This is a genomic window from Delftia sp. HK171 (assembly GCF_001886655.1).
GTDB classification, from domain to species: domain Bacteria; phylum Pseudomonadota; class Gammaproteobacteria; order Burkholderiales; family Burkholderiaceae_C; genus Comamonas; species Comamonas acidovorans.
Map to the genome: position 1 here is coordinate 5004194 of NZ_CP018101.1, position 25670 is coordinate 5029863.

General features: G+C 68.2%; 24 protein-coding genes. 11 read left to right on the plus strand and 13 right to left on the minus strand.

Annotated features, from left to right (window positions below; all coding sequences use genetic code 11):
- Window positions 1-11: 11 nt before the first annotated feature.
- From BO996_RS22400 to BO996_RS22415, 4 genes are all read left to right on the plus strand, one after another.
- Window positions 12-1160 carry an acyl-CoA dehydrogenase family protein gene (locus tag BO996_RS22400; protein ID WP_071956452.1) on the plus strand — a complete coding sequence of 383 codons (1149 nt, stop codon included), beginning with the start codon at window positions 12-14 and terminating at the stop codon, window positions 1158-1160.
- A 78-nt stretch (window positions 1161-1238) separates the two neighbouring features.
- Window positions 1239-2129, plus strand: coding sequence for an SDR family oxidoreductase (locus BO996_RS22405; RefSeq protein ID WP_071956453.1), 891 nt, complete (start codon window positions 1239-1241; stop codon window positions 2127-2129).
- 17 nt (window positions 2130-2146) lie between these two features.
- Window positions 2147-2959 carry a crotonase/enoyl-CoA hydratase family protein gene (locus tag BO996_RS22410; protein ID WP_013801537.1) on the plus strand — a complete coding sequence of 271 codons (813 nt, stop codon included), beginning with the start codon at window positions 2147-2149 and terminating at the stop codon, window positions 2957-2959.
- A gap of 260 nt (window positions 2960-3219) precedes the next feature.
- Complete coding sequence (locus tag BO996_RS22415; protein ID WP_071956454.1) at window positions 3220-4131, plus strand: 3'-5' exonuclease; 912 nt, start codon at window positions 3220-3222, stop codon at window positions 4129-4131.
- On the opposite strand, the gene BO996_RS22420 is transcribed toward BO996_RS22415, so the two are convergent.
- Window positions 4128-5306, minus strand: a complete 1179-nt coding sequence (locus tag BO996_RS22420; RefSeq protein ID WP_071956455.1) for a GGDEF domain-containing protein — start codon at window positions 5304-5306, stop codon at window positions 4128-4130. The genes BO996_RS22415 and BO996_RS22420 overlap by 4 nt on opposite strands.
- A 316-nt stretch (window positions 5307-5622) precedes the next feature.
- Here BO996_RS22420 and BO996_RS22425 point away from each other — a divergent pair, with 316 nt between their 5' ends.
- Window positions 5623-6912 (plus strand): O-acetylhomoserine aminocarboxypropyltransferase/cysteine synthase family protein, encoded by a 1290-nt coding sequence (locus tag BO996_RS22425; protein ID WP_071956456.1) that lies wholly within the window; start codon window positions 5623-5625, stop codon window positions 6910-6912.
- Window positions 6913-6976: 64 nt separating this feature from the next.
- Here BO996_RS22425 and BO996_RS22430 read toward each other — a convergent pair whose 3' ends face one another.
- The 4 genes from BO996_RS22430 to BO996_RS22445 form a co-directional block, all read right to left on the minus strand.
- Complete coding sequence (locus tag BO996_RS22430) at window positions 6977-8029, minus strand: hypothetical protein (protein ID WP_071956457.1); 1053 nt, start codon at window positions 8027-8029, stop codon at window positions 6977-6979.
- 86 nt (window positions 8030-8115) lie between these two features.
- A complete protein-coding gene (egtB, locus tag BO996_RS22435) occupies window positions 8116-9414 on the minus strand; it encodes an ergothioneine biosynthesis protein EgtB (protein WP_013801532.1) in 1299 nt (432 codons plus the stop codon).
- A complete protein-coding gene (gene egtD, locus BO996_RS22440; protein ID WP_071956458.1) occupies window positions 9401-10459 on the minus strand; it encodes an L-histidine N(alpha)-methyltransferase in 1059 nt (352 codons plus the stop codon). The genes egtB and egtD overlap by 14 nt, the downstream gene beginning before the upstream one ends.
- 388 nt (window positions 10460-10847) lie before the next feature.
- A complete protein-coding gene (locus tag BO996_RS22445) occupies window positions 10848-11462 on the minus strand; it encodes an OmpW/AlkL family protein (RefSeq protein WP_013801530.1) in 615 nt (204 codons plus the stop codon).
- Between the two features lie 229 nt (window positions 11463-11691).
- Between BO996_RS22445 and BO996_RS22450 the strand changes: the two genes are divergently transcribed.
- The 3 genes from BO996_RS22450 to BO996_RS22460 all read left to right on the plus strand — a co-directional run bounded on the left by BO996_RS22450 (window position 11692) and on the right by BO996_RS22460 (window position 15816).
- Entirely contained in the window at window positions 11692-12207 is a 516-nt protein-coding gene (locus BO996_RS22450) for a sigma-70 family RNA polymerase sigma factor (protein WP_071956459.1), read from the plus strand.
- Window positions 12204-13241, plus strand: coding sequence for a FecR family protein (locus BO996_RS22455; protein ID WP_071956460.1), 1038 nt, complete (start codon window positions 12204-12206; stop codon window positions 13239-13241). The genes BO996_RS22450 and BO996_RS22455 overlap by 4 nt, the downstream gene beginning before the upstream one ends.
- A 103-nt stretch (window positions 13242-13344) precedes the next feature.
- Window positions 13345-15816, plus strand: a complete 2472-nt coding sequence (locus BO996_RS22460; protein ID WP_071956461.1) for a TonB-dependent siderophore receptor — start codon at window positions 13345-13347, stop codon at window positions 15814-15816.
- A gap of 253 nt (window positions 15817-16069) precedes the next feature.
- On the opposite strand, the gene BO996_RS22465 is transcribed toward BO996_RS22460, so the two are convergent.
- Entirely contained in the window at window positions 16070-16453 is a 384-nt protein-coding gene (locus BO996_RS22465) for a hypothetical protein (protein WP_083571187.1), read from the minus strand.
- Window positions 16454-16643: 190 nt separating this feature from the next.
- On the opposite strand from BO996_RS22465, the gene BO996_RS22470 reads away from it, so the two are divergent.
- Window positions 16644-16901, plus strand: coding sequence for a helix-turn-helix domain-containing protein (locus BO996_RS22470; RefSeq protein ID WP_034396000.1), 258 nt, complete (start codon window positions 16644-16646; stop codon window positions 16899-16901).
- Window positions 16902-17074: 173 nt separating this feature from the next.
- A complete protein-coding gene (locus BO996_RS22475) occupies window positions 17075-17695 on the plus strand; it encodes a glutathione S-transferase family protein (protein WP_034396003.1) in 621 nt (206 codons plus the stop codon).
- Between the two features lie 35 nt (window positions 17696-17730).
- Here BO996_RS22475 and BO996_RS22480 read toward each other — a convergent pair whose 3' ends face one another.
- Window positions 17731-18066 (minus strand): type II toxin-antitoxin system YafQ family toxin, encoded by a 336-nt coding sequence (locus tag BO996_RS22480; protein WP_012206637.1) that lies wholly within the window; start codon window positions 18064-18066, stop codon window positions 17731-17733.
- Entirely contained in the window at window positions 18066-18362 is a 297-nt protein-coding gene (locus BO996_RS22485) for a type II toxin-antitoxin system RelB/DinJ family antitoxin (RefSeq protein ID WP_046986771.1), read from the minus strand. The genes BO996_RS22480 and BO996_RS22485 overlap by 1 nt, the downstream gene beginning before the upstream one ends.
- Window positions 18363-18624: 262 nt before the next feature.
- Between BO996_RS22485 and BO996_RS22490 the strand changes: the two genes are divergently transcribed.
- Entirely contained in the window at window positions 18625-18879 is a 255-nt protein-coding gene (locus BO996_RS22490; RefSeq protein ID WP_012206639.1) for a hypothetical protein, read from the plus strand.
- Window positions 18880-18913: 34 nt separating this feature from the next.
- On the opposite strand, the gene BO996_RS22495 is transcribed toward BO996_RS22490, so the two are convergent.
- From BO996_RS22495 to BO996_RS22515, 5 genes are all read right to left on the minus strand, one after another.
- Window positions 18914-19720: a hypothetical protein gene (locus BO996_RS22495; RefSeq protein WP_071956462.1), complete on the minus strand. Its 807-nt coding sequence runs from the start codon at window positions 19718-19720 to the stop codon at window positions 18914-18916.
- A 32-nt stretch (window positions 19721-19752) separates the two neighbouring features.
- Entirely contained in the window at window positions 19753-20361 is a 609-nt protein-coding gene (locus tag BO996_RS22500; protein ID WP_065346618.1) for a hypothetical protein, read from the minus strand.
- A gap of 307 nt (window positions 20362-20668) precedes the next feature.
- Window positions 20669-21646, minus strand: a complete 978-nt coding sequence (locus BO996_RS22505; RefSeq protein ID WP_012206642.1) for a DUF808 domain-containing protein — start codon at window positions 21644-21646, stop codon at window positions 20669-20671.
- A 128-nt stretch (window positions 21647-21774) separates the two neighbouring features.
- The gene (locus BO996_RS22510; RefSeq protein WP_071956463.1) at window positions 21775-22977 is read right to left on the minus strand and encodes a VWA domain-containing protein; all 1203 of its coding nucleotides are present in this window, start codon (window positions 22975-22977) and stop codon (window positions 21775-21777) included.
- Window positions 22978-23002: 25 nt separating this feature from the next.
- Window positions 23003-25636: a DUF5682 family protein gene (locus tag BO996_RS22515; protein WP_071956464.1), complete on the minus strand. Its 2634-nt coding sequence runs from the start codon at window positions 25634-25636 to the stop codon at window positions 23003-23005.
- Between the last annotated feature and the right edge of the window lie 34 nt (window positions 25637-25670).

Below are 25670 nucleotides of genomic sequence, written 5' to 3' on the forward strand. Positions count from 1 at the left end.
CAGGCCACGCCATGCCACTGCAACTGACACGCTCCTGGAGCACCCCCGAGCTGGAAAGCCTGCGCGCCACCGCCGTGCGCTTTCTGGAAACCGAAATGCAGCCCCAGGACGAGGCCGCGCGCCAGCGCGGCAACGTGGGCCATGCCATCTGGCGCCGCGCCGGCGAGCTGGGCCTGCTGTGCACCGACATCCCCGAGGAATACGGCGGCGGCGGCGGCGACTTCCGCCACGAGGCCGTGATCCACGAGGAGATGGCGCGCCGCGCCCTCTCGGGCATGAGCAACTCCGTGCACTCCATCGTGGCCCACTACCTGCTCAACCACGGCACCGAGGCGCAAAAGCGCAAGTACCTGCCCGCCATGGCGCGCGGCGAACTGGTGGGTGCCATCGCCATGACCGAGCCCGGCGCCGGCTCGGACCTGCAGGGCGTGCGCACGCGCGCAGAACTCAGGGACGGACGCTACCGCATCAACGGCAGCAAGACCTTCATCACCAACGGCCTGCTGGCCGGCCTGATCCTCGTGGTCTGCAAGACCGACCCGGCCCAGGGCGCGCGCGGCACCTCCATCCTCATCGTGGAGACCCGGGACTGCGCGGGCTTTCGCGTGGGCCGCGTGCTCGACAAGATGGGCATGAAGGCCCAGGACACCTCGGAGCTTTTCTTCGACGACGTGGCCGTGCCGCAGGACGCGCTGCTGGGCGGGCGCGAAGGCCAGGGCTTCTACCAGCTCATGGGCGACCTGCCCTACGAGCGGCTGATCATCGGCCTGGCCGCCCTGGCCTGCATGGAAGGCGCCTACGAGGCCACGCTGGCCTATGTGCGCGAGCGCCGCGCCTTCGGCCAGGCCATTGCCGACATGCAGAACACCCGGTTCAAGCTCGCCGAGGTGGCCACCACGCTGACCGTGGGCCGCGCCTTCATCGACCGCTGCGTGGAGCAGCTGGTGGCCGGCACGCTGGACACGGCCACGGCCTCCATGGCCAAGCTCTGGGGCTCGGAAGCGCAGGGCCGCGTGCTCGACGAACTCGTGCAGCTGCACGGCGGCTACGGCTACATGAACGAATACATGGTCACCCGCATGTACGCCGATGCGCGCGTGCAGCGCATCTACGGCGGCACCAGCGAAATCATGAAGGAAGTGATCTCGCGCGTGCTCTGACGCTCTGATCCCCTGGCGGCGCCAAGCGCTGCCTCAGTCACCCCTATCCCTTCCCCGGCAGCACAGGAGACAGCAGCCATGACCCTCGACGACCTCATCTACAAGCCCGGCCTGCTCAAGGGCGAACGCATCCTCGTCACTGGCGGCGGCACCGGCCTGGGCCGTGTCATGGCCGAGGCCTTTCTCATGATGGGCGCCGACATCCACCTGTGCGGCCGGCGCGGCGCCGTGGTCGAGCAGACAGCGCAGGAGCTGGTGCAACAGCACGGCGGCCGGGCCACGGGCCATGCCTGCGACGTGCGCCAGCCCGAGGCCGTGGAGCAGATGATCGAGGCCATCTGGGCCGACGGCGGCGCGCTCACGGGCCTGGTCAACAACGCGGCCGGCAACTTCGTCAGCCGCACCGAGGACCTGTCCATGCGCGCCTTCGACGCCGTGGCCAACATCGTCATGCGCGGCAGCTTCAACCTCACGCTGGAGTGCGGCCGCCGCTGGCTGGCCGAGGGCCGCAAGGCCAGCGTGCTGTCCATCCTCACCACCTGGGTCTGGAACGGCTCGGCCTTCACCGTGCCCTCGGCCATGGCCAAGTCGGGCGTGCATGCCATGACGCAGTCGCTGGCCGTGGAATGGGGCAACCGGGGCATACGCTTCAACGCCATCGCGCCGGGCCTGTTCCCCACCGAAGGCATGAGCGCGCGGCTGAACCCGCAGGGCGGCGAGCATGTACGCGCCGACAACCCCATGGGCCGCAACGGCCGCATGCCCGAGCTGGCCAACCTGGCCGTCTTCCTCATGAGCACCCAGGCCGAGTACCTGACGGGACAGACCATTGCCATAGACGGCGGACAATACCAGGCGACGGGCGGCAACTTCGCCGGGCTGGCCAGCTGGAGCGACCAGGACTGGGCGAATGCGCGCAGCGCCATCGAATCGCGCAACGCGGCCGACCGCCAGCAAAGAACCGCATAGACACAAGGAGACAAGCCATGAGCCAAGAACGCGTGCGCATATCGGTGGACCACGGCGTGGCCGAGGTGACCCTGGCCCGGCCCGACAAGATGAATGCGCTGGACCCCGCCATGTTCGACGCCCTGATCGACGCATTGGCGCGGCTGCGGGACACGCCCGGGTTGCGCGCCGTGGTGCTGCATGGCGAAGGGCGCGCCTTCTGCGCGGGCCTGGACATGGGCAGCATGGCCGGCATTGCCGACGGCCAGCAGACGGCGGACATGACGGACCTGGCCGCGCGCACGCACGGCATGGCCAACCGCTTCCAGCAGATCTGCTGGGGCTGGCGCGAGCTGCCCGTGCCCGTGATCGCCGCCGTGCATGGCGTGGCCTACGGCGGCGGCCTGCAGCTGGCCCTGGGTGCGGACATCCGCCTGGTGGCCGATGATGCGCGGCTGTCCATCATGGAAATCAAGTGGGGACTGGTGCCCGACATGGCCGGCTGCGCGCTGGCCGCGCCGCTGGTGCGCGGCGATGTGCTGCGCGAGCTGGTCTACACAGGCCGCATCGTGCCCGGCCCCGAGGCCGTGGCCCTGGGCCTGGCCACGCGCGTGAGCGCTGCGCCGCTGGAGGAAGCGCGCCACCTGGCCCGCCAGATCGCGGCCAGCAGCCCGCACGCCATACGCGCATCCAAGCGGCTGATGCAGCTCAGCGAAACCGCTTCTCCCGCAGACATCCTGCTGGCCGAGGCGCAGGAGCAGCAGGCTCTTCTGGGCAGCTCCAACCAGGCCGAGGCCGTGCGCGCCGGCCTGGAAAAGCGGGTGCCGGTCTTCAACGATCAAGGCCTTTAGACACCTTTTGAAACAGCCGCCGGACCCTGCATCGGGGTCCGGCGCAGCCATCCGCAAATACCCTTATTCGACGCCCTTTCGCCACTGCGCTGATTTTTTAGGCATTCCGTGGAAAGCCTTGCAGGGCGCGGATTCGGCAAGTTACACCCGGAGTTTTCCACAACTCCGTCCACACGCACCGGGGATAAAAACCCGGTGCCTGAGGGGCATGCAAGTGCAGGCATACTTGACGGCTTGCCTCGGCTTCCCCCTCTTTTCCCATGCCCCGCCTGCACGCTCCCAGCAAGGATGACAGCCGCCTGCTGCCGCCTTTTGCCGCCCTGCCCGAGCGCTGCATCCACGTGCCCGCCACCGACGCCGAATTCGCGGCCGCACGCGCCGCGCTGATGGCGGCTCCCGTGCTCGGTTTCGATACCGAGAGCAAGCCGCTGTTCCACGCCCACCAGACCGACACCGGCCCCCATGTGGTGCAGTTGGCCACCTGCGACCAGGCCTGGCTGCTGCAGCTGCACCATGCGCAGGCACGCGCGCTTGCGGCCGACGTGCTGGCCAGCGAGTCCATCTGCAAGGCCGGTTTCGGCCTGGACCATGACCGCAGCGCGCTGCCCGCGCGCCTGGGCGTTGCGCTGCACAACGTGATCGACCTGGACCGCGTGTTCAAGCGCCACGGCTATGCCAGCTCGGTGGGCGTGCGCGCGGCCGTGGCCCTGGTGCTGGGGCAGAACTTCCACAAGTCCAAGAAGATCTCCACCTCCAACTGGGCTGCACCGCAGCTGAGCCTGGCCCAGCGCCACTACGCGGCCAACGACGCCCACGGCGCCGCCGTGGTGCATGCCGCCCTGCCCGCCTGGGAACAGCGCCAGCCGGCCGTGGCCGAACGCCCCGCAAGGCCCGCCAAGCCTGCGCTTGAACCCCGCGGCCCCGGCAGCTCCAGCGGCCCGCGGGGACCACGCAGGGCCCACGCGCCACGCGAGCAGGACGCACCGCGCGAGCCGCATGTGTCGCACGAGCAGCATGTGTCGCATGAGCCGCATGTGTCGCACGAGCCGCACAAGCCGAACGATCCACATGCACCGCGCGAGTCCAGCGCCCCGCGCTCATCGCCACGCCCTTCCCGCACTCCACGCCTGCTGCAGGCGCCGGTCACACCGGGCAAGCCAAGCCCGGGCTAGGCCTCCTCCTCGTGCGGCACCAGCCGCACCCGGTCGCGGCCTGCGCGCTTGGCCTCGTAGAGCATGGCGTCGGCACGCGCCAGCGCCTGCTCCAGCGTCTGGCCCTGGGCCATCCAGGCCACGCCAAAGCTGGCCGTGATGCGTATGTCGTCGGGCAGCGCGCTGAAGCCCATCAGGCGCAGCTGGGTCTGGATGCGCCGGGTGATCCATTGCGCGGCCAGCGGGTCGGCGTGCGGCAGCAGGGCCACGAACTCCTCCCCGCCAAAGCGTGCAACCAGGTCCTGCTGGCGTGTGCTGCGCAGCAGCAGGCGCGCAAAGCGCTGCAGCACCTCGTCGCCCGCCGCATGGCCCCAGCCGTCGTTGACCCGCTTGAAATGGTCCAGGTCGCACACCAGTACGGCGGCCGACAGCTGCGGCTGCTCGGCCAGCCGGCGCTGCACGGCCTCCTTGAAGGCACGCCGGTTCAGCAGCCCGGTCAGCGGATCGCGGTCGCGCTCCTCGTGCAGCTCCTGCACGGTGTCGCGCACCGCTGCGGCCAGGAAGAGCATGGCAAACAGCAGGCCGAACACCAGCAGGCTCAGCTGCAGCGCCATCCACGAGGAAGAAATGCCCAGCCATTCCCCGGCTGCGCTGGCCGATACCGAAGCAGCACGCGGCGTCACCCACAGCGTGCGGACGAAAAAGCTCAGCGCAAAGACCACGAACACCCACAGCAGCAGCCGGTCCCAGCCTGTGCAGGGATGCCTGCGTGGCAGCCGCCACAGCGGCAGGGCCAGCTGCAGGCCCAGGCCGAAATTGAGCACATGCTGGCGTGCCTGGGCATCGGGCACGGCCCAGGCGTAGTAGCCCAGCACCACCAGCACCGCGCCGCCAAAGCCGGCCGCCAGCGGTGCATCGGGGCGCACGCCCTGGCGTATGGCCATGGCCTCGGTGATGAACCAGGCCGCGCACAGTTGCAGCGCGGCCGTCGTCAATGCATTGACCGGAACGGCCGCGGGCCGCTCCAGGATCTGCAGCAGCAGCGCCAGGCTGAAGCCGGTGAAGGCGAAGGACATGCTGCGCAACTCGCGCCGGGCACGCAGATGCCGCCAGCAGACATAGAAACAGCCGGCCAGCAGCAAGGTGCACAGGGGCACCGCCAGCGCCAGAAGATGTCTTGCTGTCAACGTCACCATCAACTCCCTGATGGAGTCTAGCGATCAGGTCACGTTACAACACGTCGTTAACAAAAATACACATTCACTCACGATTCTGGCGATGGCAGGCCGGGCATATCTGCGCGTGGCAGAGGAGCAACCGGGCTGCGGCGTATATGTTCGTAACCAACGCATCGTTGGGCACCGGAGGCCGGCACGCCACAATGCCAACCGTCCTCCGCTAGTAAAACCTCAGGACTTACGCAAACAGGATGCGGGAACGCGCCGCTCCCCCATGGCAAATGGCCCGCCCGTGCCCCTCTTGCGTAAGCCGTCACCAGAAAGGCAATCTTCCATGCGCATCGAAACCCTGGCCGTCCACGCCGGCTACTCGCCCGACCCCACCACCAAGTCGGCCGCCGTGCCCATCTACCAGACCGTGGCCTACGCCTTCGACAGTGCCCAGCATGGCGCCGACCTGTTCGACCTCAAGGTGGCCGGCAACATCTACACGCGCATCATGAACCCCACCACCGACGTGCTGGAAAAGCGCGTCGCGGCGCTGGAAGGCGGCATTGCCGCCGTGGCCGTGGCCTCGGGCATGGCCGCCATCACCTATGCCATCCAGGCGATTGCCGAGGCCGGCGACAACATCGTCTCGGCCAGCACGCTCTACGGCGGCACCTACAACCTGTTCGCCCACACCTTCCCGCAGCAGGGCATCACCGTGCGCTTTGCCGATCCGCGCGACCCGGCCAGCTTCGCCCAGTACATCGACGAGAAGACCAAGGCCATCTTCATCGAGTCCATCGGCAACCCGCTGGGCAATGTCACCGACATCCGCGCGCTGGCCGACGTGGCTCATGCCCATGGCGTGCCGCTGATCGTGGACAACACGGTGCCCAGCCCCTATCTGCTGCGCCCCATCGAGCACGGCGCCGACATCGTCGTGCACTCGCTGACCAAGTACCTGGGCGGCCACGGCAACAGCGTGGGCGGCGCCGTCGTGGACAGCGGCAAGTTCCCCTGGGCCGAGCACAAGACACGCTTCAAGCGCCTGAACGAGCCCGATGTCAGCTACCACGGCGTGGTCTACACCGAGGCCCTGGGCGAGGCCGCCTACATCGGCCGCGTGCGCGTGGTGCCGCTGCGCAATACCGGCGCCGCCCTGTCGCCGCACAACGCCTTCCTCATCCTGCAGGGCATCGAGACGCTGGCCCTGCGCATGGACCGCATCTGCGAGAACACCCAGAAGATCGCCGAGACGCTGCAAAAGCATCCCAAGATCGAATGGGTGCGCTACGCCGGCCTGCAGGACCATCCCGACCACGCCCTGGTGAAGAAGCAGCTGGGCGGCCGCGCCTCGGGCATCCTCTCCTTCAGCCTCAAGAACGGCAGCGGCGACAGCGACACGCGCGCCGCCGGTGCGCGCTTCCTGGATGCGCTGCAGCTGTTCACGCGCCTGGTCAACATCGGCGACGCCAAGTCCCTGGCCACGCACCCGGCATCGACCACGCACCGCCAGCTGGACGCCGAGGAGCTTGCCAAGGCCGGCGTGACCGAAGGCATGGTGCGCCTGTCCGTGGGCATCGAGCACATCAGCGACCTGCTGGCCGACCTGGAGCAGGCGCTGGCCAAGGTCTGATTCCCGCGCAAGGGCGGGCCGGACTGCGCGGCGGCCCGGCCCTTGCAGGCAGGCTCCTGGCCTGTCAGCGCCGCTTGGCGCGCTCCCGCGCTTGCTGCGAGGAGTAGAAGATCAGCGGATCGGGCGTGCGTTGCGGGTTGGCGCAGGGCTCGATGGCATGGCCCTTGGGCGGGGCGCAGCGGGCCAGGTCGCGCAACTGGGCCTGCGTGCGTTCGGCGTGGCGCGCGGCGGTCTCGCCTTCGGACGGGCGGCTGCCGGGCACGATGAGGCGCAGCTCCATCTTGCGGATGGCAGGCTCCACGGCATAGGTGCCCTGGTACTGCATCACCACGCGGCGCTCGGCCAGGTCCACCGTGGCCAGCACGGCGCGCATGGGCACGGGAATCATGGCGCCCGACTGGTAGCGCACCAGCACGAAGGGCGCAAAGGGCTTGGGAATCTTAAGCTCCAGTGTCTGGCCCTTGCCGCCGCGCGCATCGGCGCGCACGCGCAGTTGGCCCCCGTCGGGCAGGTAGCGGTCCAGCCGCCAGCCCGTGGATACACGCTGCGCACCCACGCAGGGCGCGTAGTAGTACTCGGTGGCGTCGGCATCCTTGCCCGTGTAGAGCATCTGGGCATCTTCATGCTCGGTGAGCGCCTTGGCGGCCACGTCCGCACCGTCGGCCCTGGCGCCAACCAGCGTGCCGCCGCGCACGAACACGCCCGTGTACGGGAACCAGGTGGTGCGCTGGTTGGCCACGGCGCCATAGGGCTTGCATTCGGTGGACATGCTCTGGTCCTGCATGTCGGCCTGGGGCGCCATGGGCTCGCCGCCGTGGCCGCCGCCCTGGTCGGCCAGGCTCAGGCGGCCATCGGCCTCGATGGTGAACGTGGCCTTGGCCACCATGGAGTAGTAGCGGCCGGCAGCGTCTTCGCCGATCAGCAGCAGGCTGGGCAGGGGCGTGAGGTTGGCGACCTCGGGTTCGGCGTGCGGCGCATCGGCCGGGGCCTTGGCAGGCACCTCGGGCAGGGGCTGGTCCTGTGGCTGGCTGGGCGCCGGTGCCTGGGGCGGCGCAGTGGCGCAGCCGGCAAGGACCAGGGACAGCGGCATGGCAAGAACAAGCGAACGCAACAACATGGAACTCCCTCGGATCATTGAGGCCGACGATGCTACTGCATGCGCCGGCGCGCGATGCAATGCCAGGCAACGCGGCACGGGCAGGCTCAGGCCAGATCCCTTGCCAGCCGCAGGCCGGTCATCTGCCAGCGCGCCTGGGTGGGGAAGAAATTGCGGTAGCTGGCGCGCGCATGGCCGGGCGGCGTGAGGCAGGAGCCGCCACGCAGCACGTACTGGTTGACCATGAACTTGCCGTTGTATTCACCCACTGCGCCCTCGGCCACCACAAAGCCCGGGTAGGCGGTGTAGGCCGACTGGGTCCACTCCCAGACCTCGCCCAGCGCATGGCTGCCGGGCTGCATGGCGCGCGGGTGCACGGGGCCGGGCGGCTCGCCGTGCTGCGGGCGCTGCGCCATCTGCGCGGCAAGGGCCGCCTCCCATTCCGCCTCGGTGGGCAGGCGCGCGCCGGCCCAGCGCGCATAGGCATCGGCCTCGAAGTACGAGAGGTGGCAGACGGGCCTGCGCCCGTCCAGCGCCAGCGCGCCATGCAGGCTGAATTCCTGCCACATGCCGTCCATCACGCCACCGGCCTGGCGCCGCCAGTACCACGGGTGCTCCAGCTGCTGCGCGCAGCGCCAGTCCCAGCCTTCGGCCAGCCACCACTGCGGCTGGGCATAGCCGCCATCCTTGACGAAGCGCAGGAACTCGGCATTGCTCACGGGCCGCTGCGCCATCTCGCAGCCCTGCAGGAACACCTCGTGGCGCGGGCGCTCGTTGTCGAAGGCAAAGCCCTCGCCCGCATGGCCCACGGCATGCATGCCGCGCGGCACGGTCAGCCACTGCAGCGGCGGGGGCAGTCCATCGGGCTCTTGCGGCGCAGGCACGCCCTCTTCCTGCGCCCGGTAGGCAGGCCACAGCGGGTGGCAGGACAGCAGGTGCTTGATGTCGGTCAGCAGCAGTTCCTGGTGCTGCTGCTCATGCTGCAGGCCCAGCTCCAGCAGCGCGGCCAGCCGTGCAGGCGGCTGCGTGCCCCAGTCCTCGAACATCTGCAGCATGCGCTGGTCCACGGCCTCGCGGTAGGCCAGCACCCGCGCCAGCGAGGGGCGCGTCAGCAGCCCGCGCTGGGCACGCGGATGCCGCTCGCCCACCTGCTGGTAGTAGGAGTTGAACAGCACGCGAAAGTCGGCATCGAACGGCGGCACGCCGGGCGCGTGCTCGGCCAGCACAAAGGTCTCGAAGAACCAGGTGGTATGCGCCAGATGCCATTTGGCCGGGCTGGCGTCTGGCATGGACTGCACGCAGGCATCCTCGGCCGACAGGGGCGCGGCCAGCAGCACGGTGCTCTGGCGCACGGCCTCGTAGCGCTGCACCCAGCGGAAGACGGCGGGCATTTCACGCATGGGCATGGATCACGGCAAACCACTGGCGCTCATCCGTCCAGACCTGGCAGGGCCCGAAGCCCGCGCAGGCCAGCATGCCCAGGAATTCGGGCAGCGGGTACTTGTAGCTGTTTTCGGTGTGGATGGTCTCGCCGGCGGAGAAATGCCGCAGCCCCTGAGGCCAGCCCACGATCAGCGGGCGGCGCGCGCGCAGGTGCATCTCGATGCGCGAATGCTCGGCGTTGAAGAAGGCCACATGCTCCCAGTCGTCCGGGTTGAAGTCGCTGCCCAGCAGGCTGTTGACGTGGCTGAGCAGGTTCAGGTTGAAGCGCGCCGTCACGCCCTGTGCATCGTCATAGGCGGGCTCCAGCCATTGCGTGGACTTGGGCAGGTCTATGCCGATCAGCAGGCCGCCGTCGTCGTTGACCATGGCACGCATCTGGCCCAGCATGCGCTGGGCCTGTACCGGGTCGAAATTGCCGATGGACGAGCCCGGATAGAACAGCAGCCGCCCGGCCTGCGGGATATGGGGCGGCAGCATCAGCGGCTCGGTGATGTCGGCCGTGACGGCATGGGCCTGCAGCTGCGGAAACTCCTCGGCCAGCCGCCGCACGGACTGGCGCAGGAATGCGCCCGCAATGTCCACGCCCACGAAATGCCGTGGCCGCAGGCTGCGGCACAGGCCGCGCACCTTCTCGCAATTGCCGGCGCCCAGCTCGATCAGCACCTCGCTGCCGCGCAGGGCCTCGGCCATGGCGGCGCCAGAGTCGGCCAGGATGGCGGCCTCTGTGCGCGTGGGGTAGTACTCGGGCAGCCGCGTGATCTGCTCGAACAGGTCGCAGCCGCGCGCATCGTAGAGGTATTTGGGAGAGACCTGGGCCTGGGGCTGCATCAGCCCGTGCTGCAGTTCGGCGCGGGTCGCGCGCAGTGCGTGGTCCGCCCATTCCGGGGCCGCCTCGCGCCTGCCGCCCTGGGCTGGCGCACGCGGCGCCGAAGGCAAAGGCAGCGGCACGCGCTGGGCGCGCGATGCCAGGGCAGAGGAAGACACGGTCGAATCGTGGGCAGACAGCATGGTGGGGGCCTCGCGTTGTGCGCCGCCCGCCGCAGCATGGTGAATGCCGCATCCCGGCTTGCAGCAGGGCGCGGTCGCCAAGGGGCGGACAGCCAATGGTGACTGACGCCTGCAAACGGCAAGCGAGCCTCGCAAGACTCGCACCGGCAGGCCGAGGCACCAGCCTAGGCGCCTGCCCATGGCATGCGGGTAGGACAGTTTCCCCCGCGCGTGATTTTTTCGTGACCTGTCCGGTGGTGCGCCGCAGCATGTCCGCAGCAGGCGAAAGCGCCGGTTCGGACGAAAAAAATCCGGTATGCCGCGAACGGCATACCGGACCAAGTACCCATCCTTGCCTCACTACGCGCTGCCGGATGAAGCAGCGCGTGCCTCACTCATGATCCGGAGATCAGAAGCGATAGCCCAGTCCCACACCGACCAGCACCGGGTTCACCTTGAAGGTGCCCACCTTGGTGCCGGCGGAGCTCACGTCCGTTTCAATGAAGACCTTCTTCACGTCGAAATTCAGCGACCAGTTCTTGTCCAGCGCGTAGTCGAAACCGATCTGCAGCGCGCCGCCGAAACTGTTCTTCTTGATCGAGGGGTTCAGCGCGGCCTGCACGGCAGGGTTGAAGCTCACGCTCGAAAAGCGGGTGTAGTTCACACCGGCGCCGACGTAGGGCTTGAAGGCGCCGAAATTGGTGAAGTGGTATTGCGCCAGCAGCGTGGGCGGCAGGTGCTTGAGGCTGCCGATCTGGCCCAGGCCGTTGGCACGCAGGTCGTGCTTTTGCGGGTAGGTCAGCACCAGCTCGGCCGCGATGTTGGGCGTGAAGAAGTAGGACACGTCCAGTTCGGGCATCCACTTGTTGTTGATCGACAGACCCAGACCCGTGCTGTCCTTGTTGGCGCTGTCCAGATTCACGGCGCGCACGCGCACCATCCAGGGGCCTTCGGCCTGCTGCGCAAACGCGGCACCCGACGACAGGGCGCAAACGGCAGCAACGGCGAGCAGAGTTCTTTTCATGATGGAGAGTCTTGGAGTAGCCCGGGGCAAATCCCGTAGCTGTATTGCATCAGGGGCGGACGTGGCCGATCTTGTCCTAGCTCAAACCCGAAGGTGCGCAGCCCCGCATGGCCGGATCGCGTTGGATGCATGCAACGCATTGCGCGGCGGGCCAGTTGCGGGCAGGCTGCAGCCATTGCTCAAATAGAATGCGAATCATTATCAAATCCGCATTCCCAGGAACCCGCCCATGGCCGCCGCGCCTTCGCACCCCGACATCGCCCTGCTCTACAGCGACCACCACGGCTGGCTGGTGGGCTGGCTCAGGCGCAGGCTGGGCAATCCCTGCGATGCGGCCGACCTGGCCCAGGACACCTTCGTTCGCGTGCTGGGCAAGCCCCAGTCCCTGCATGGCGTGCGCGAGCCGCGCGCCTGGCTCACCACCATCGCCTACGGCCTGGTCGTGGACCACACCCGCCGCGCCGCGCTGGAGCGCGCCTGCCTGGACGCCATCGCCAGCCTGCCCGAGCCGCTGGCGCCCTCGGCCGAGGAGCGCCATCTGCTGATCGAATCCCTGGTGCGCATGGACAACCTGCTGGCCGGCCTGCCGCCCAAGGCCCGCAGCGCCTTTCTGCTCTCCCGCCTGGAAGGCCTGAGCTACCCGGAAATCGCCCTGCAGCTGGGCGTGTGCCTGAGCTCGGTCGAGAAATACATGGCCGCCGCCATACGCCACTGCCTTGCCCTGCGCAGGGAACTGACGGTGTGAGCACAGACCAGGCCCCCCAGGCGCTGGAACAGGCCATTGCCTGGGCCGTGCGGCTGGCCTCCGGCACGGCCACCGATGCCGACCGCGCCGCCTGCCAGGCATGGCGCAGCAGCCACGCCGCGCACGAACAGGCCTGGCAACAGGTCCAGGCGGTGGAGGCCCAGTTCGCCCTGCCCGCCGGCCAGGCGGGACTGGCCCACGGCGTGCTGCGGTCCGCTGGTCCAGGTCCGGCGCGAGGCCGGCGCGCAAGCCTGCAGCGGCTGCTGTTCCTGGGCCCTGCTGCCCTGCTGCTGGGATCCATGGCATGGCGTTGGGCTGCACCGCGCGAGCAGATCGCACTGGGCACGGCCATCGGTGAGCGCCGCAGCACCCTGCTGGCCGACGGCAGCCGCCTGCACCTTGCACCGGACACGCTGGTGCAGGTGGATTTCACCTTGCTGCGCCGCGTGGTCCGCCTGGCACGCGGCGAGATCTTCATCGACACCGGCAGCGACCCGCGCTCCCTCGCGGGCCGACGCTCCTTCTGGGTGGAAACGCCGCTGGCCCGCTTCGAGGCCCTGGGCACCAGCTTCGGCGTGCGCCACGAAAAACACCCGGACACGGCCACGCGCCTGTACGTCACCGAGGGCCGCGTGGCCATCCATGTCAGAGCGCTGGAAGGCACTGCGCCAGACCCCCTGGACGCCATCGTCGCCACCTCCGGCGAATCCCATGTGCTGCACGCCGGCCAGCACCGCCCTGTGCGCCTGCCCGACGAAGGCCTGGTGCCCGACGCATGGACCGACGGCGTGCTTGTCGCCCGCCGCATGCGCCTGGACACCTTCATGACCGAGCTGTCACGCCAGACCGGCATTCCCATGGAATGCGCCGACGACGTGGCTGCCCTGCATGTTTCAGGCGTATTCCAGCTGGACGGGCCGGATCCGGCGGGTCGTGCGCTGGCCGCCATTGCCCGCACGCTGCCTGTGCGTGTGGAGCGCGGACAAGGTGCGGCCAGCGGTGCCCACAGCGCCATGCGCCTGGTCAAAGCCTGAGCCGGAATTTTTTTCAGGCAGTCATTACGGGTTTCACACCGCCCGTTCGGCATAGGAGCAAAGACATCGCTTTTTCCTTTGCCGCTTCTCAAGGACTGCCTCCATGCCCAGCCTGCCCAGTACCCGCCACGCTGCCCATCCGCCCTCCTGCACACGCCCCACGGCCCTGGCCACGCAGGCCTTGGCGCTGGGCCTGTTGATCACGCTGGGCCTGCCAGCGACCGCTCTGGCCCAGAGCCCGAGCTCCGCCCCGGATGCCAGGTCCATCCGGTTCGACCTGCCGGCCGGTGATCTGGAGACCAGCCTGCACAGCCTTGCGCGCCAGGCAGGCATCACCCTCTCGTTCGATCCAGCCCTGGTCCAGGGCCGACAGTCGGCGGCGCTGAGCGGCACGCGTGGCGTGCAAGAAGGGCTTGCCGCCCTGCTCGCCCCGCACCAGCTGCAGGCCACGCGCACGGCCGAAGGCGGCTGGGCCGTGCACCGTGCGCGGCCCGGGGCCGCGGCCGAGCATGCACTGCCTACCGTGAACGTGCTGGCCGATGCCGAGCATGAAAGCGCCTGGGGCGCCGTGCCCGGATACGCACCGCGCCGCAGCGCCTCGGCCATGAAGATGGATGTGCCGCTGCTGGAGACGCCGCAGCAGGTCAGCATCATCGGCGAGGCCCAGATCCGCGACCAGGCCATCTCCAGCGTGGCCGAGGCCGTGCGCTACAGCGCGGGCGTGCGTCCCATGGACTACGGCGTCACCGATGACGACGTGGCCGTGCGCGGTTTCTATCTGACCGGCACGGGCCTGTACCGCGACGGCATGCGCATGGTCCACAACGGCTTCATGACCAACCTGGAGCCATATGGGCTGGAGCGGCTGGAAGTCGTGCATGGCCCGGCCTCGGTGCTGTACGGCCAGTCCGCGCCCGGTGGCCTGATCAATGCCGTCACCAAGCGCCCGCGCGCCGGCATGCAGCGCGAAGTGGGCGTGGAATTCGGCAGCCACGACCGGCGCCAGCTCACGGCCGACATCGGTGGCGCCATCAATGAACAGGGCACGGCACTGGCCCGGCTGACCGTGCTCAAGCGCGAATCGGGCACGCAGTGGAATGGCCTGCGCGCCGATCGCAGCTACATCGCCCCCTCCTTCACACTGCTGGGCGAGCGCACCAGCCTCACCCTGCTGGCGCAGTACCAGGAGGACGAAACCGGCTTCGTCATCCCCTACTACCGCCAGACGCCTGCGGGCTGGTCGGCCACGGACATCAACGTCAGCGGACCGGGATCTGGCCACCACAAGCGCAATGCCAGCGTGGGCTGGCTGCTGGAGCACCGCCTGAACGACCAGCTCACGCTGCGCAACAACCTGCGCTACCTGGACGGCCGCAACGACCGGCGCGAGATGCGCAACCGGGGCCTGACGGCCGACCAGCGCGGCATGGCACGCCTGGCCATGGTGCGGCCCGACGCCGAACAGACCTGGGTCATGGACACGCAGATCGAAGGGCGCCACCACACGGGTGCCGTCTCGCACCAGTGGGCCGTGGGCTTCGACTACTACCGCTCCAGGCTCGACTGGCGCATCTACTCGCTCAACGGCGCCGTGGCGCCGCTGGACCTGGTCAACCCCATCCACATCGCGCCGAACTGGAATGACAACTACCTCAGCGACCGCGCGCTGGCCCGCACGCACCAGGCAGGTCTGTACGTGCAGGACCAGATCAAGTTCGGCGAGCGCTGGGTGCTCAGCGCCGGCCTGCGCCGCGACAGCGCACGCATAGACACCGACTACGACGCGCGCGCCGCAGCCAACGCGCCCTTCGCCATCACCACCGTGCGCCGCACCGACAGCGCCGTCACCGGGCGACTGGGCCTGATCTACCTGGCGCCCAGCGGCCTGGCTCCCTATGTGTCCTTCAACAACTCCTTCCAGCCGCCGCTGACCACGGTCACGGCCACCGACGCCAACGGCAGGCCCTACGAGCCCGAGACCGCGCGCCAGTTCGAGGCCGGCCTGCGCTACGCGCCGCCATCGGCCGGCTACACGCTCAGCGCCGCCGTGTTCGACCTGCGCAAGCGCAATGTGCGCACGCCATCCACACTCAACCCTCGCTTCGACGTGCAGACCGGCGGAGTGCGCAACCGGGGGCTGGAGCTGCAGGCCCAGGGCGAGATCGGCGGCGGCTTCTCGGCCATTGCGGCCTATACCTACCTCGACTCCAGGGTCACGCGCAGCAACAACGCCATCGAGATCGGCGCGCGCCCCGGCGCCACGCCGCGCCATGCCGCATCGCTGTGGGGCAAGTACCAGCGCGGCGCCCTGGAGCTGGGCCTGGGCCTGCGCCACATCAGCGCCACGCCTGGCGAGCTGCCCATGGACGGCGTGAAGACCCCCATGAACGACGCCTACACGCTGTGGGACGCCATGGCCGCCTACACCACCGGCCCGTGGCGCTTCTCGGTCAACCTCAGCAACCTCACCGACAGGCAGTACCGCACGCAATGCAACACCTTCCGTGGCGGCGCGCAATTTTGCGCGCTGGGCTTTGGGCGCGAGGTGCGTGTGGCTGCGGCCTATCGGTTCTGAGTGCCTCCATTGCCGCCCGCCAGGGCGGGACCAATGCAGGCCCCGCTCTTGGAACAACGCCTGGCGGACAGCAACAGACAGCCCACTCGGCATGCATCTGCAGCACGCTCGGTGCGGCTTCCATCCGGCACAGCGCATCGCGGACCTGCTCGCCTGGATCGGATGGCGTTGGATGCATGCAACGCATTGCGCGGCAGGCCAGCGGCCACCGATGTGTGATGCCGGGTTCTAGGTGCGAGGCCGTGGCTGCGGCTTACTGGTTCTCGGCGCGGCCATTGCTGCCGGCCAGGAGGGCCTCCGTGCAGGCCCCGCCCTCGGCAAAACGCCTGGCGGACAGCAACAGATAGCTCACCGCGTAGAGGATGGGATCGTCGTTGTCGTCGCCATGGAGCCGCCCGACCAGGGCGATGATCCGCCGCAGGTTCAGAGACAGATCGTTCAGCAGGCAGACCACCGGCGCGGCCATGTGCACCAGGCCCGCCGCATGGTGGGCCTCTTCGTGGTAGCGGTGCAGCAGATCACGGACAGCAGAGATTTCCGGGCTTTGCACGCGCTCGGCATGCATCTCCAGCACGCTCAGTGCAGCGCCCATCTGGCACAGCGCATCGTTGACCTGCTCTTCGCAATCGCATGGCATTGCGCCGTCGCAGTTGCATTGGTGCATTGACTACGTCCTCCCCCTGATTTGCGTGAACTCTTGCCAAGGCTTTTTTGGCGCGCGCCAACATATTTGGCTCAATCTATCGAAGCCAATTATTTTGCTGAATATATTCAACAAATCACCAATTGCCTAGAGCGAACCTTGCTGAATATTTTGAGCAAGCAACGTGGAACCAGATCAGGCATTCGGACAGGCGCTGCGCAGCCTGAGAACAAAGCGCAATTGGTCGCAGACAGACTTGGCTCTGCGCGCAGACATGGACCGTTCTTATGTGTCGTTGATAGAGTTGGGCCGCAACAGCCCAAGCATCCGCATGCTGTTTCAGCTTTGCGATGCCCTGGACATCACGCCGTCTGCATTGATCAAGGATGTGGAGAAGCGCATGAAGGTGATCGGTCAGGGCAGTGACCCGGCCGGCGATTGACGGCTCCTTTCGACAGGACAGGAAGCCGGGCGCTGTAACACCCCGGACCGGCATAAGCAAAGACGCAGATGCCGCTTGCACGGCCGTGCGATACGCACTAAGTTGGAGGGCCGGCCCGGCCATCGGCGCCGGCTGCAGAATCTGCACGTATCCCATTCCTGCCCGTCTCTTTCATGACCACCCTCAAGCTCTACTACGCGCCCGGCACCTGCGCCCTGGCCACCCGCATCGCCCTGATCGAAGCCAATGCGCCGCACGAAGTCATCAAGCTCGACTTCCCCAAGGGCGAGCAGCGCAGCCCCGAATACCTGGCCATCAATCCCAAGGGCCGCGTGCCCGCCCTGGTGACCGAGCGCGGCGTGCTCACCGAAACGCCTGCCCTGCTCGCCTACGTCGCGCGCCGCTTCCCCGAGGCCCGGCTCGCCCCGCTCGACGATGCGTATGCCTTTGCCCACATGCAGGATTTCCACAGCTACCTGTCCTCCACCGTGCACGTGGCCCATGCCCACGGGCGCCGCGCAGGCCGCTGGGCCGATGACGAAGCGGCCATTGCCTCCATGCAGCGCAAGGTGGCAGCCAACATGGCCGAATGCTTTGGAGTGATCGAACGCCATTACCTGGGCGATGCCCCCTGGGTGCTGGGCTCGGACTATTCCGTGGCCGACGCCTATCTGTTCACCATTGCCGGCTGGCTGGAAGGCGACGGCGTGGACATCGCCGGCTTCCCCAAGGTGCAGGCGCATTTCAAGCGCATGGGCGAGCGCGCTGCCGTGCGCGGGGCGCTGGGAAGCTGAGAGGGGAGGCTGCCCGCGGCCTGCGATGGCCGCGCTCAGCCAAACAGATCGCTGTGGGTTCCAAGGCGCTTGAAGATGACGATCTCCATGTCCTTGGCTTCGGGATGCGGATCAATGCGGTAGATCAGCAGGAAGTCGCCCCCCAGATGAATATCCCGATCGCCCGCGTCCCATTCATCGTCGGCGATCAAGGCGTGATCGCTCCACTGCGCCGACAGCACCTGCTGCGCCGTGTGGGCGATGAGCAGGCCGCCGACCTGGTTCACCAGTGTCATGTCGTAGCGGCCTGATGCCGCCATGCGCTGGTAGTCCTTCTTGAAGGTCTTGGTGTACGCGATGGTGCGCAGCCTGTAGCCCTTCTTGCCGGCCATCAGGCTTCATCCTTTTCCAGGGCCTGCAGCATGGCTTCAACAGAGGCATGTCCAGGTTCACCGCCTCTGGCGATTTCTCTCGCCTCCAAAGTGGCCTGCCGGTTTGTCTCGCGACGCAGCCGCATCGCCTGCACCTGCTCCGCAGTCAGCCGCAGGTCAAAGGGAATGCCGTTGTGCAGCACAACGCCCTGCAGAAACATGCGCACGGCGGCGTTCACATCCATGCCCAGCGTAGAAAGTATGTCGGCAGCGCTGTCGTAGATCTTGTCATCCACGGTAGTACGGATGATGGTCATCTTTTGCTCCTTTGAGGTCACTTGCCGACCTATTCTAGGCAATCTCAAATCAGCTGTTGCTGCAATCTTCCACACACATTCACTAGCAAAAACAAAAAACCAGACAGCCATTCGTAAATTCCCCTTGGCAGTCCACCAAGCCCCGGGCCTCTACCGCCGTCCCCAAGCCTTGCCTACAGTCGCCAGGACAGGCAGGGGCGTTGCACAAGGCGACGCCTTCTCGCCATTCCAGAAACGACGGATTCAGACGACAGGGTGGAGCATGCAAAGACAAGCCAGGGTGATTGCCATCAACAACCAGACAGGGCTCATCGGCCTGCAGCCGGAGGGAGAGGACAGCTGCGTGCTGGCGCAGCAGCTCGATACCCGCCCCGTGAATACGGGCCAGATGCTGTCAGGGGAGATGGACAGCGTGGGCATGGAGACGTTTGTGAACGCGCAGACGCAGGACCGCATCGAGGTCTTCGTGGAGGCCTACGGGTTGTCTGCGGAGGCCGTGGAGCTCGCCCTGCGCTGAGCGGGCTGCAGGGCGGAATGTGCAGGTGCCAGCGTCAAGGCCGCGCCCACTGCGCCAGCGTGTGCCGCGCCAGGGCCTCGACATCCAGCGGAGACTGCGGGTCTACCGCAAGCTCTCCCAGCATCACCATGGCCTCGGGGATCCGGTTGCGTTCGCGCAGCACCATGGCCTTGTTCAGGAGCAGAAAGCCGCGGGTCTCGGCATCGGGGTCGGCCTTCAGGCCGCTGTCCAGCAGGGCGAGACGTTTTGCGGGGTCGTCCTCCAGATGGGCAGCGGTCTTCCAGGCGGGAGCGAAGCCGGGCGTCTCACGGGTCATGGCCAAGGCGGCCTGGCGCGTCTTGTCGCGGTCGGTTTCCCATTCCAGGGCAAGGTAGCGCAGGTAGGTGCCTTGGGGGAGCTTGCCGTCACGCTCCATGCGCAGGCTGTGCACGGCCGTCTTGGCGGTGAAGAAGCCCCTGGGCGCCAGTGCATCCACGCGCCGGTAATGCCGATAGGCCGCGTCAAAGTCCTTTTGCAGCAGGTAGGTGAATGCAGCGTCGTAGATGGGATAGGGCCAGCGGGGCGCCAGCTTCGAGGCGGTCTCGAAATGTGCCAGGGCGGCGCGGTAATCGCCGTTCTGCCCTGCAGCGCGGCCCAAGGCATGGGCATCGCGCGCGGCCTGGTTGACGGGTGTGGCGGAGGGCAGTTCCCAGCTGAAGCGGCCATCGGCCTTGTCCAGGTCGCTGCGCCTGAGCACGCGGCCGGCGCTGTCCTTGAACACGATGTCGTCGGCCGCCAGGGCAGGAGCCGGCGCCAGCAGTTGCAATGCCACAGCCGCGGCAGCAAGCAAGGAGAACTTCATGGTGTATCGGGCCTTGTTGGGAAGCCCCGATATTAGGGCGCAGCCCCTGTGGTGCTGACGGCAGGCAGGGATTCCACTGCGCAGGCAGGCGGGGCAGGCCGGCTCCTGGCCCGGCCGCGCTTGCGGGCCAGGTGATTCATTTGCCATTCCAGCGATTCGGTGTCGAAGTCGAAGGCGTCGAGCAAGGCAATGGCCTTTCTGGCCTCCCTGAAGTCGATATCCGTGATGGGCGGGCCATGCATCAGCGACAGGTCATGCTTGAGCAGCCACTCCTGCAGATCGGCCAGGGCGATGATGGAGACGCCCTGGTTGATGAGCTGTGACGCGCTGACCTGCGCGAGCACGGCCGGCGTCAGTTGCCTGGACGAGCGCAGGCCCAGCACCTGCTTGAGCTTGGCCACCAGCGGCGTGCGCAGCTCGAACTGGGGCAGGCTCTCGAAGTGGGCCAGGGATTCGAGGTACAGCTGCGGCTCCGCGTGGATGGCGGCCAGGTCGTTGGGCAGATGCAGCAGCTCGCAGATGCGGTTGAGCGCCGTGCGCGCGCGCTCGGTGCTGAGTTTCTCGGCCCTGCCCGCTTGTGCGAGCGTGCAGCCGGCGATGACGGACCGCAGCACGCTGGCCTTGGTGAGGTTGGAAATCATGAAGTCCCCCTGATGAACACCCAGGGACCGGTGCGGATGCGAATTCAGCCGCCCGGTCCCGACAACGGCTCCGCTGCGGCAATAGGCCGTTCCCGGAGCCTCGGCGGCCGGCAGGCGCAAACGCGTTGCGCCGCCGCCAAGGGACAGGAGGACGCCTGGCCTTGCGGAGTTCCAGGGGGAATGCATGTGCTTGCGCCCACAGTCAAATGCGATGCGCCAAAGCGAAAATTCCATGCAAACGGGGGCCGTCCGGCCCCCGTGGCGTGCCTTGCCGGCTGCAGGGCCGGCCGGCGATGTTTGCCGCGACTCAGCGGCGGCGCAGGCGCTTGATGCCTTCGACAGCCGCCAGCACGATGGCACCGGCCACGATGCCGGCCACCGCATTGAGCACATTGACGGCCAGCACCCGCCACAGGCCGCCCAGCGCGCCCTGGGCCACGGCCTCGCCCAGGCCTTCCACGGCGTGGTGCAGCGCAGGCACGCCGTGCACGAGGATGCCACCGCCCACCAGGAACATGGCGGCCGTGCCCGCAACGGACAGCCCCTTCATCAGCCAGGGCGCGGCGGCGACGATGCCCCGGCCCAGCGCGCGGGCCGCGGCGCTGGCACGCTGGCCCAGCCACAGTCCCAGGTCATCGAGCTTGACGATGCCGGCCACCAGGCCATAGACGCCCACGGTCATGATGAGGGCAATGCCCGCCAGCACGGCGACCTGCTGCCCGAACGGCGCCGAGGCCACGGTGCCCAGCGTGATGGCGATGATCTCGGCCGAGAGGATGAAGTCGGTGCGCACGGCGCCCTTGATCTTGTCCTTTTCCATGGCGACGAGATCGACGCCCGCATCGGCATTGGCCTGGGTCAGGCGTTCGCGCTCCACGGCATCTTCCTCGGGCGAATGCAGGAATTTGTGGGCCAGCTTCTCGCAACCCTCAAAGCACAGAAAGGCACCGCCGACCATGAGCAGCGGCGTGACAGCCCAGGGAATGAAGGCGCTGATGAGCAGCGCCGCAGGCACCAGGATGGCCTTGTTGATCAGCGAGCCCTTGGCCACGGCCCAGACCACGGGAATCTCGCGCTCGGCCCGCACGCCCGTGACCTGCTGGGCGTTCAGGGCCAGGTCATCGCCCAGCACGCCGGCCGTCTTCTGCGCGGCCACCTTGGTCATGACAGACACATCGTCGGCCATGGCCACGCTCTTGCGTGCCGCCACCTTGGTCATGAGGGCCACGTCGTCCAGGATCGCTGCAATATCGTCCAGCAGCATCAGCAAACCAGCACCAGCCATCGCATTACTCCAGTGAATTGTTCGGGGAACTTCTTTTTGCCTGGGCGCCATCATGGGGCCTGGGCATGTCCTGCCCATGTAGGAGATGCCCGGCGGCCAGCCCGGTCACGGGGCCGACCGGCCGTGCGTCACTTGCTGGTCTTGAAGCCCTGCCCTGCCGCCCAGGCCGCCACGTCGTCGCGGCGGATGGCGGCAGCCATGAGCTGCGGGAAGGCATCCGGCGTGCAGGCGAACGAGGGCACGCCCAGCGCGGCCAGCTTGGCGGCCAGTTGCGCATCGTAGGCAGGGGCGCCTTCGTCGCTGAGCGCCAGCAGCGTGATGAACTGCACGCCCGACTCCACCAGTTCGGAGGCGCGGCGCAGCAGGCCGCTTTCCACACCGCCTTCATAGAGGTCGGAGATGAGCACGACGATGGCGTTGCGCGGCTCGCTGATCAGGCCCTGGCAGTAGCCCACGGCACGGTTGATGTCGGTGCCGCCGCCCAACTGCACGCCAAAGAGCACGTCCACGGGGTCGGAGAGCTTGTCGGTCAGGTCCACCACCGCCGTGTCGAAGACCACCAGACGGGTAGCGACGGCCGGCAGGCTGGCCATGACGGCACCGAAGATGCTGGAGTAGACGACGGAGTTGGCCATGGAGCCGCTCTGGTCTATGCACAGGATGACTTCGCGCTGCGGGCGGCGCACCTTGCGGCCGTAGCCGACCAGGGTCTCGGGCACGATGGTGCGGTAGTCGGGCTGCCAGTGGCGCAGGTTGGCGCGGATGGTGCGGTTCCAGTCGATCTCGGAATGGCGCGGGCGGCGGTTGCGCTGGCTGCGGTCCAGCGCGCCCGAGACGGCGCTGCGCATGGGCTCTTCCAGGCGGCGCATGAGGTCGTCCACCACCTTGCGCACGACGATGCGCGCGGTCTCCTTGGTGTTCTGCGGGATGACGGAGCCCAGGGAGATGAGGTCCGCCACCATGTGCACGTCGGGCTGCACATGCTCCAGCATTTCGGGCTGGAGCATGAGTTCGCGCAGATTCAGGCGCTCCATGGCGTCGCGCTGCATGACCTGCACGACCTGGCTGGGAAAGTACTTGCGGATGTCGCCCAGCCAGCGCGCCACGCTGGGCGAGGAGTTGCCCCGCCCGCCGCGGCGCGAAAGGCCGCCGTCCTTGTTGTCCTCTTCGTAGAGCGCGGCCAGGGCCTTGTCCATCTCGTCGATGGAGCTGCCCTTGGGGCCCAGCCCGCCGCAGCTGGCCTCGGACGGCTGGCCCAGCACCAGGCGCCAGCGTTGCAGGCGGGTGGTGGGCTGGGGGCGGTCTCCTGCGGGTCGGCGCCGGTAAGGGATGCATCGTTCACGGTGGCAGCGGTGTTCATGGCTGGGCCTCCTGCAGGCGGGTCAGCGGTTGCACGGGCAGGTTCAGGCCCAGCAGTTGATCGAGTACGGGAATGGCGAGCACGGCACGCGCCTCGTTCCAGGCGCCGTCGTCCCCATCGCCTGCCGCGCCTGCGGCACCCGTGGCACCTGCGGATGCGGCCGCCACGGCCGCACTGCCCTGGCCGCGCCGGGCCTTTTCGCCCAGGCTCTGGCGGTCATGGTTGGAGAAGGCCGAGAAGCTGCGGCGCACCAGGGGCAGGATCTGGGTGAACTGGGTCTCGCCCAGCTGCGCCAGCCAGGCATCGACGGCGCCCCAGATGGCGTCGTCGTGCAGCAGCACCAGGGCCTGGCGGTTGAGAAAGCCGTCCAGCCAGGCGGCAGCGTCCAGCGGCGGCACGCCCAGCGAGAGATTGCGACCCAGTTGCGTGGCCACGGCCTCGCTGTCCAGGCGGTGGGCATCGAGCAGCAGGCGGCAGGCCGCGCCGCGCAGCAAGGCGGCGCCCGCGTCGCCCATGGCAATGCTGCGCAGGGCACCGAACCAGGCTTCGCGCGGCTCTTCGGCATCGCGCAGGCGCAGGGCCTCGTGGGCCTGCAGCACCGTGGCCTGCATGTGTCTTGCAGCGTCTTCGTCCAGCGCCATGCAGGCCAGGGGCAGGCCGATGGCGGCGCGCAACGCCATGCTGTCGATCACCGTGGCCAGGGCCTGGGTGTCGGTCTGGCGCACGCTGCCGTAGCGCAGCACATTGGCCAGCGGCGGCAGCGCCTGCATGAGCTGGGAAACATCGCCGGTGCTGGCCGAGCGGTCGGCCAGGTCGTGCATGAGGGCATCGACCAGGTGCGGCAGGTCGGCCAGCAGGGCGTCGTCGATGGTCTTGGCCAGCTCGGGCAGCGGGGTCTCGGGCGTCAGCGCCTGGCGCACCTTGGCGGCAGCGGCCTGCACCAGGGTGCCGCCGTAGCGGCTGGCCTCGATGATGCGCACGGCCAGCTCGGGCTCCCACTGCAGCTGCCAGCTTTCGCGGAAGGTGCCGCGGTTGCGCTGCTGGTCGGTGGTGACGCTGCCCCACTCTATGCCCAGCAGGCGCAGGCGGTGCAGGAAGTGGCTGCGTTCGCGGTCCGTGTCCTTGCGCAGGTCCAGGGCCAGGACCTTGGCGGCCGCCTCAGGCTTGAGGCGCAGGCTTTTTTGCTGCTGCTCGATGTCGCGCTGCAGCGGCACCTGGGGCACGTCGGCGGGCACGCCGCCGATGCGGTCGCCCACGCTGAGTTCGCGCTCGATCAGGCGCAGCGGCGTGCGCTCGCCCATGCTGATGACGGTGACGATGGCCTCGTCCAGCTCGGGCAGGCCGGGGCTGGCGTGGCCGCGCAGGGCCGCCAGACTTTCGGCCAGGCGCGTGGCCTCGATGATGTGGGCGCTGGAGCAGTCCAGGTCCTTGGAACGCAGCAGATGGGCCACGCGCGCCAGCCAGCCGACGGTGCGCTGGGTACTGGCGCGTGCCGGGTCGGCAGCAGGTGCGGACTGAGACAAGGACTCGGGCACAGGCTCGGAGCAGCGCCACAGATGTTCATACCAGCCCGGCGAATCCACGCCCGCGCCATAGCCGCTGGACGCGCACAGGTTGCGGTAGGTCCAGGGAGCCCAGGTGGCCTGGACCTTGGCCTTGGGCAGGCCCTTGAGCGCGGCGGCATCGGCCTTGGCGGTGACCTGGGCCTGCAGGGCAGGCACATGCCATGCGCCGCAGACCACGGCAATGCGCTGGTGGCCGGCCTTGACGGCCTCGCGCATGCACTGGCGCATCCAGGCTTCGCGCAACGCCTCGCGCTGGGCATGGCGTTCTCCGCGCACTTCGTTGGGCAGCTCGGCGCGCACCACGGTCATGGCTTCGGCAATGCCCTCGAACAGGGTGGCACCGTCGCCGCGTTCCTCGACCATGCGGTTCCACCAGCTTTCGCCGTCGGGGTAGCCAGCGGCCTCGGCCAGCAGGTCCAGCGGATCGTGCCAGTCCTGCGGGGACGGTGCCGAGGGATCGACGGCCAGGTCGGCAGCCGGCACGGACTGCGTGGTGTCGTCGCGGTCCAGGGCCTCGGCGGCATTGCTCTGGAGCTGGCTTCCGTCTGCCACAGCGGCGACGGAATCGGAGCCGGAGCCGGAGCCGGAGCCGGAGCCGGAGCCGGTGTCGGTGTCGGTGTCGGAGCCGGAGCCGGAGCCGGTGTCGGCATCTGCATCCTGGCCTCCATCGGCCGCATCCGCTGCATCTGCTGCCGCCGCCTCGGCCCGGCGCCGCTCCTGCTCGGCCATGTCCAGCGCCATGCGGTGGGTCTGGGGCAGGTCGATGAAACGCGTGGCCACGCCCTGGCGCGCCGCCCATTGCAGGGCCTGCCATTCGGGCGAGAACTCGGCATAGGGATAGAAGGCGGCATGGGCCGGGCTGTCCTGCACATAGACCAGCATGGCCACGGGCGGCTGCAGGTCGGCATGCTGCAGCATGGGCAGCAGGGACTCGCCCTCGGGCGGTCCCTCCACCAGCAGGCAGTCGGGCTGCAGCTGCTCCAGGGCCTGCAGCAGGCTGCGCGCGCAGCCCGGGCCATGGTGGCGGATGCCGAAGAAATGAAGCGGATTGGCAGAGGTGGCCATACGGGAAGTGCGCAGGAGATGCGCAGAAGATGCG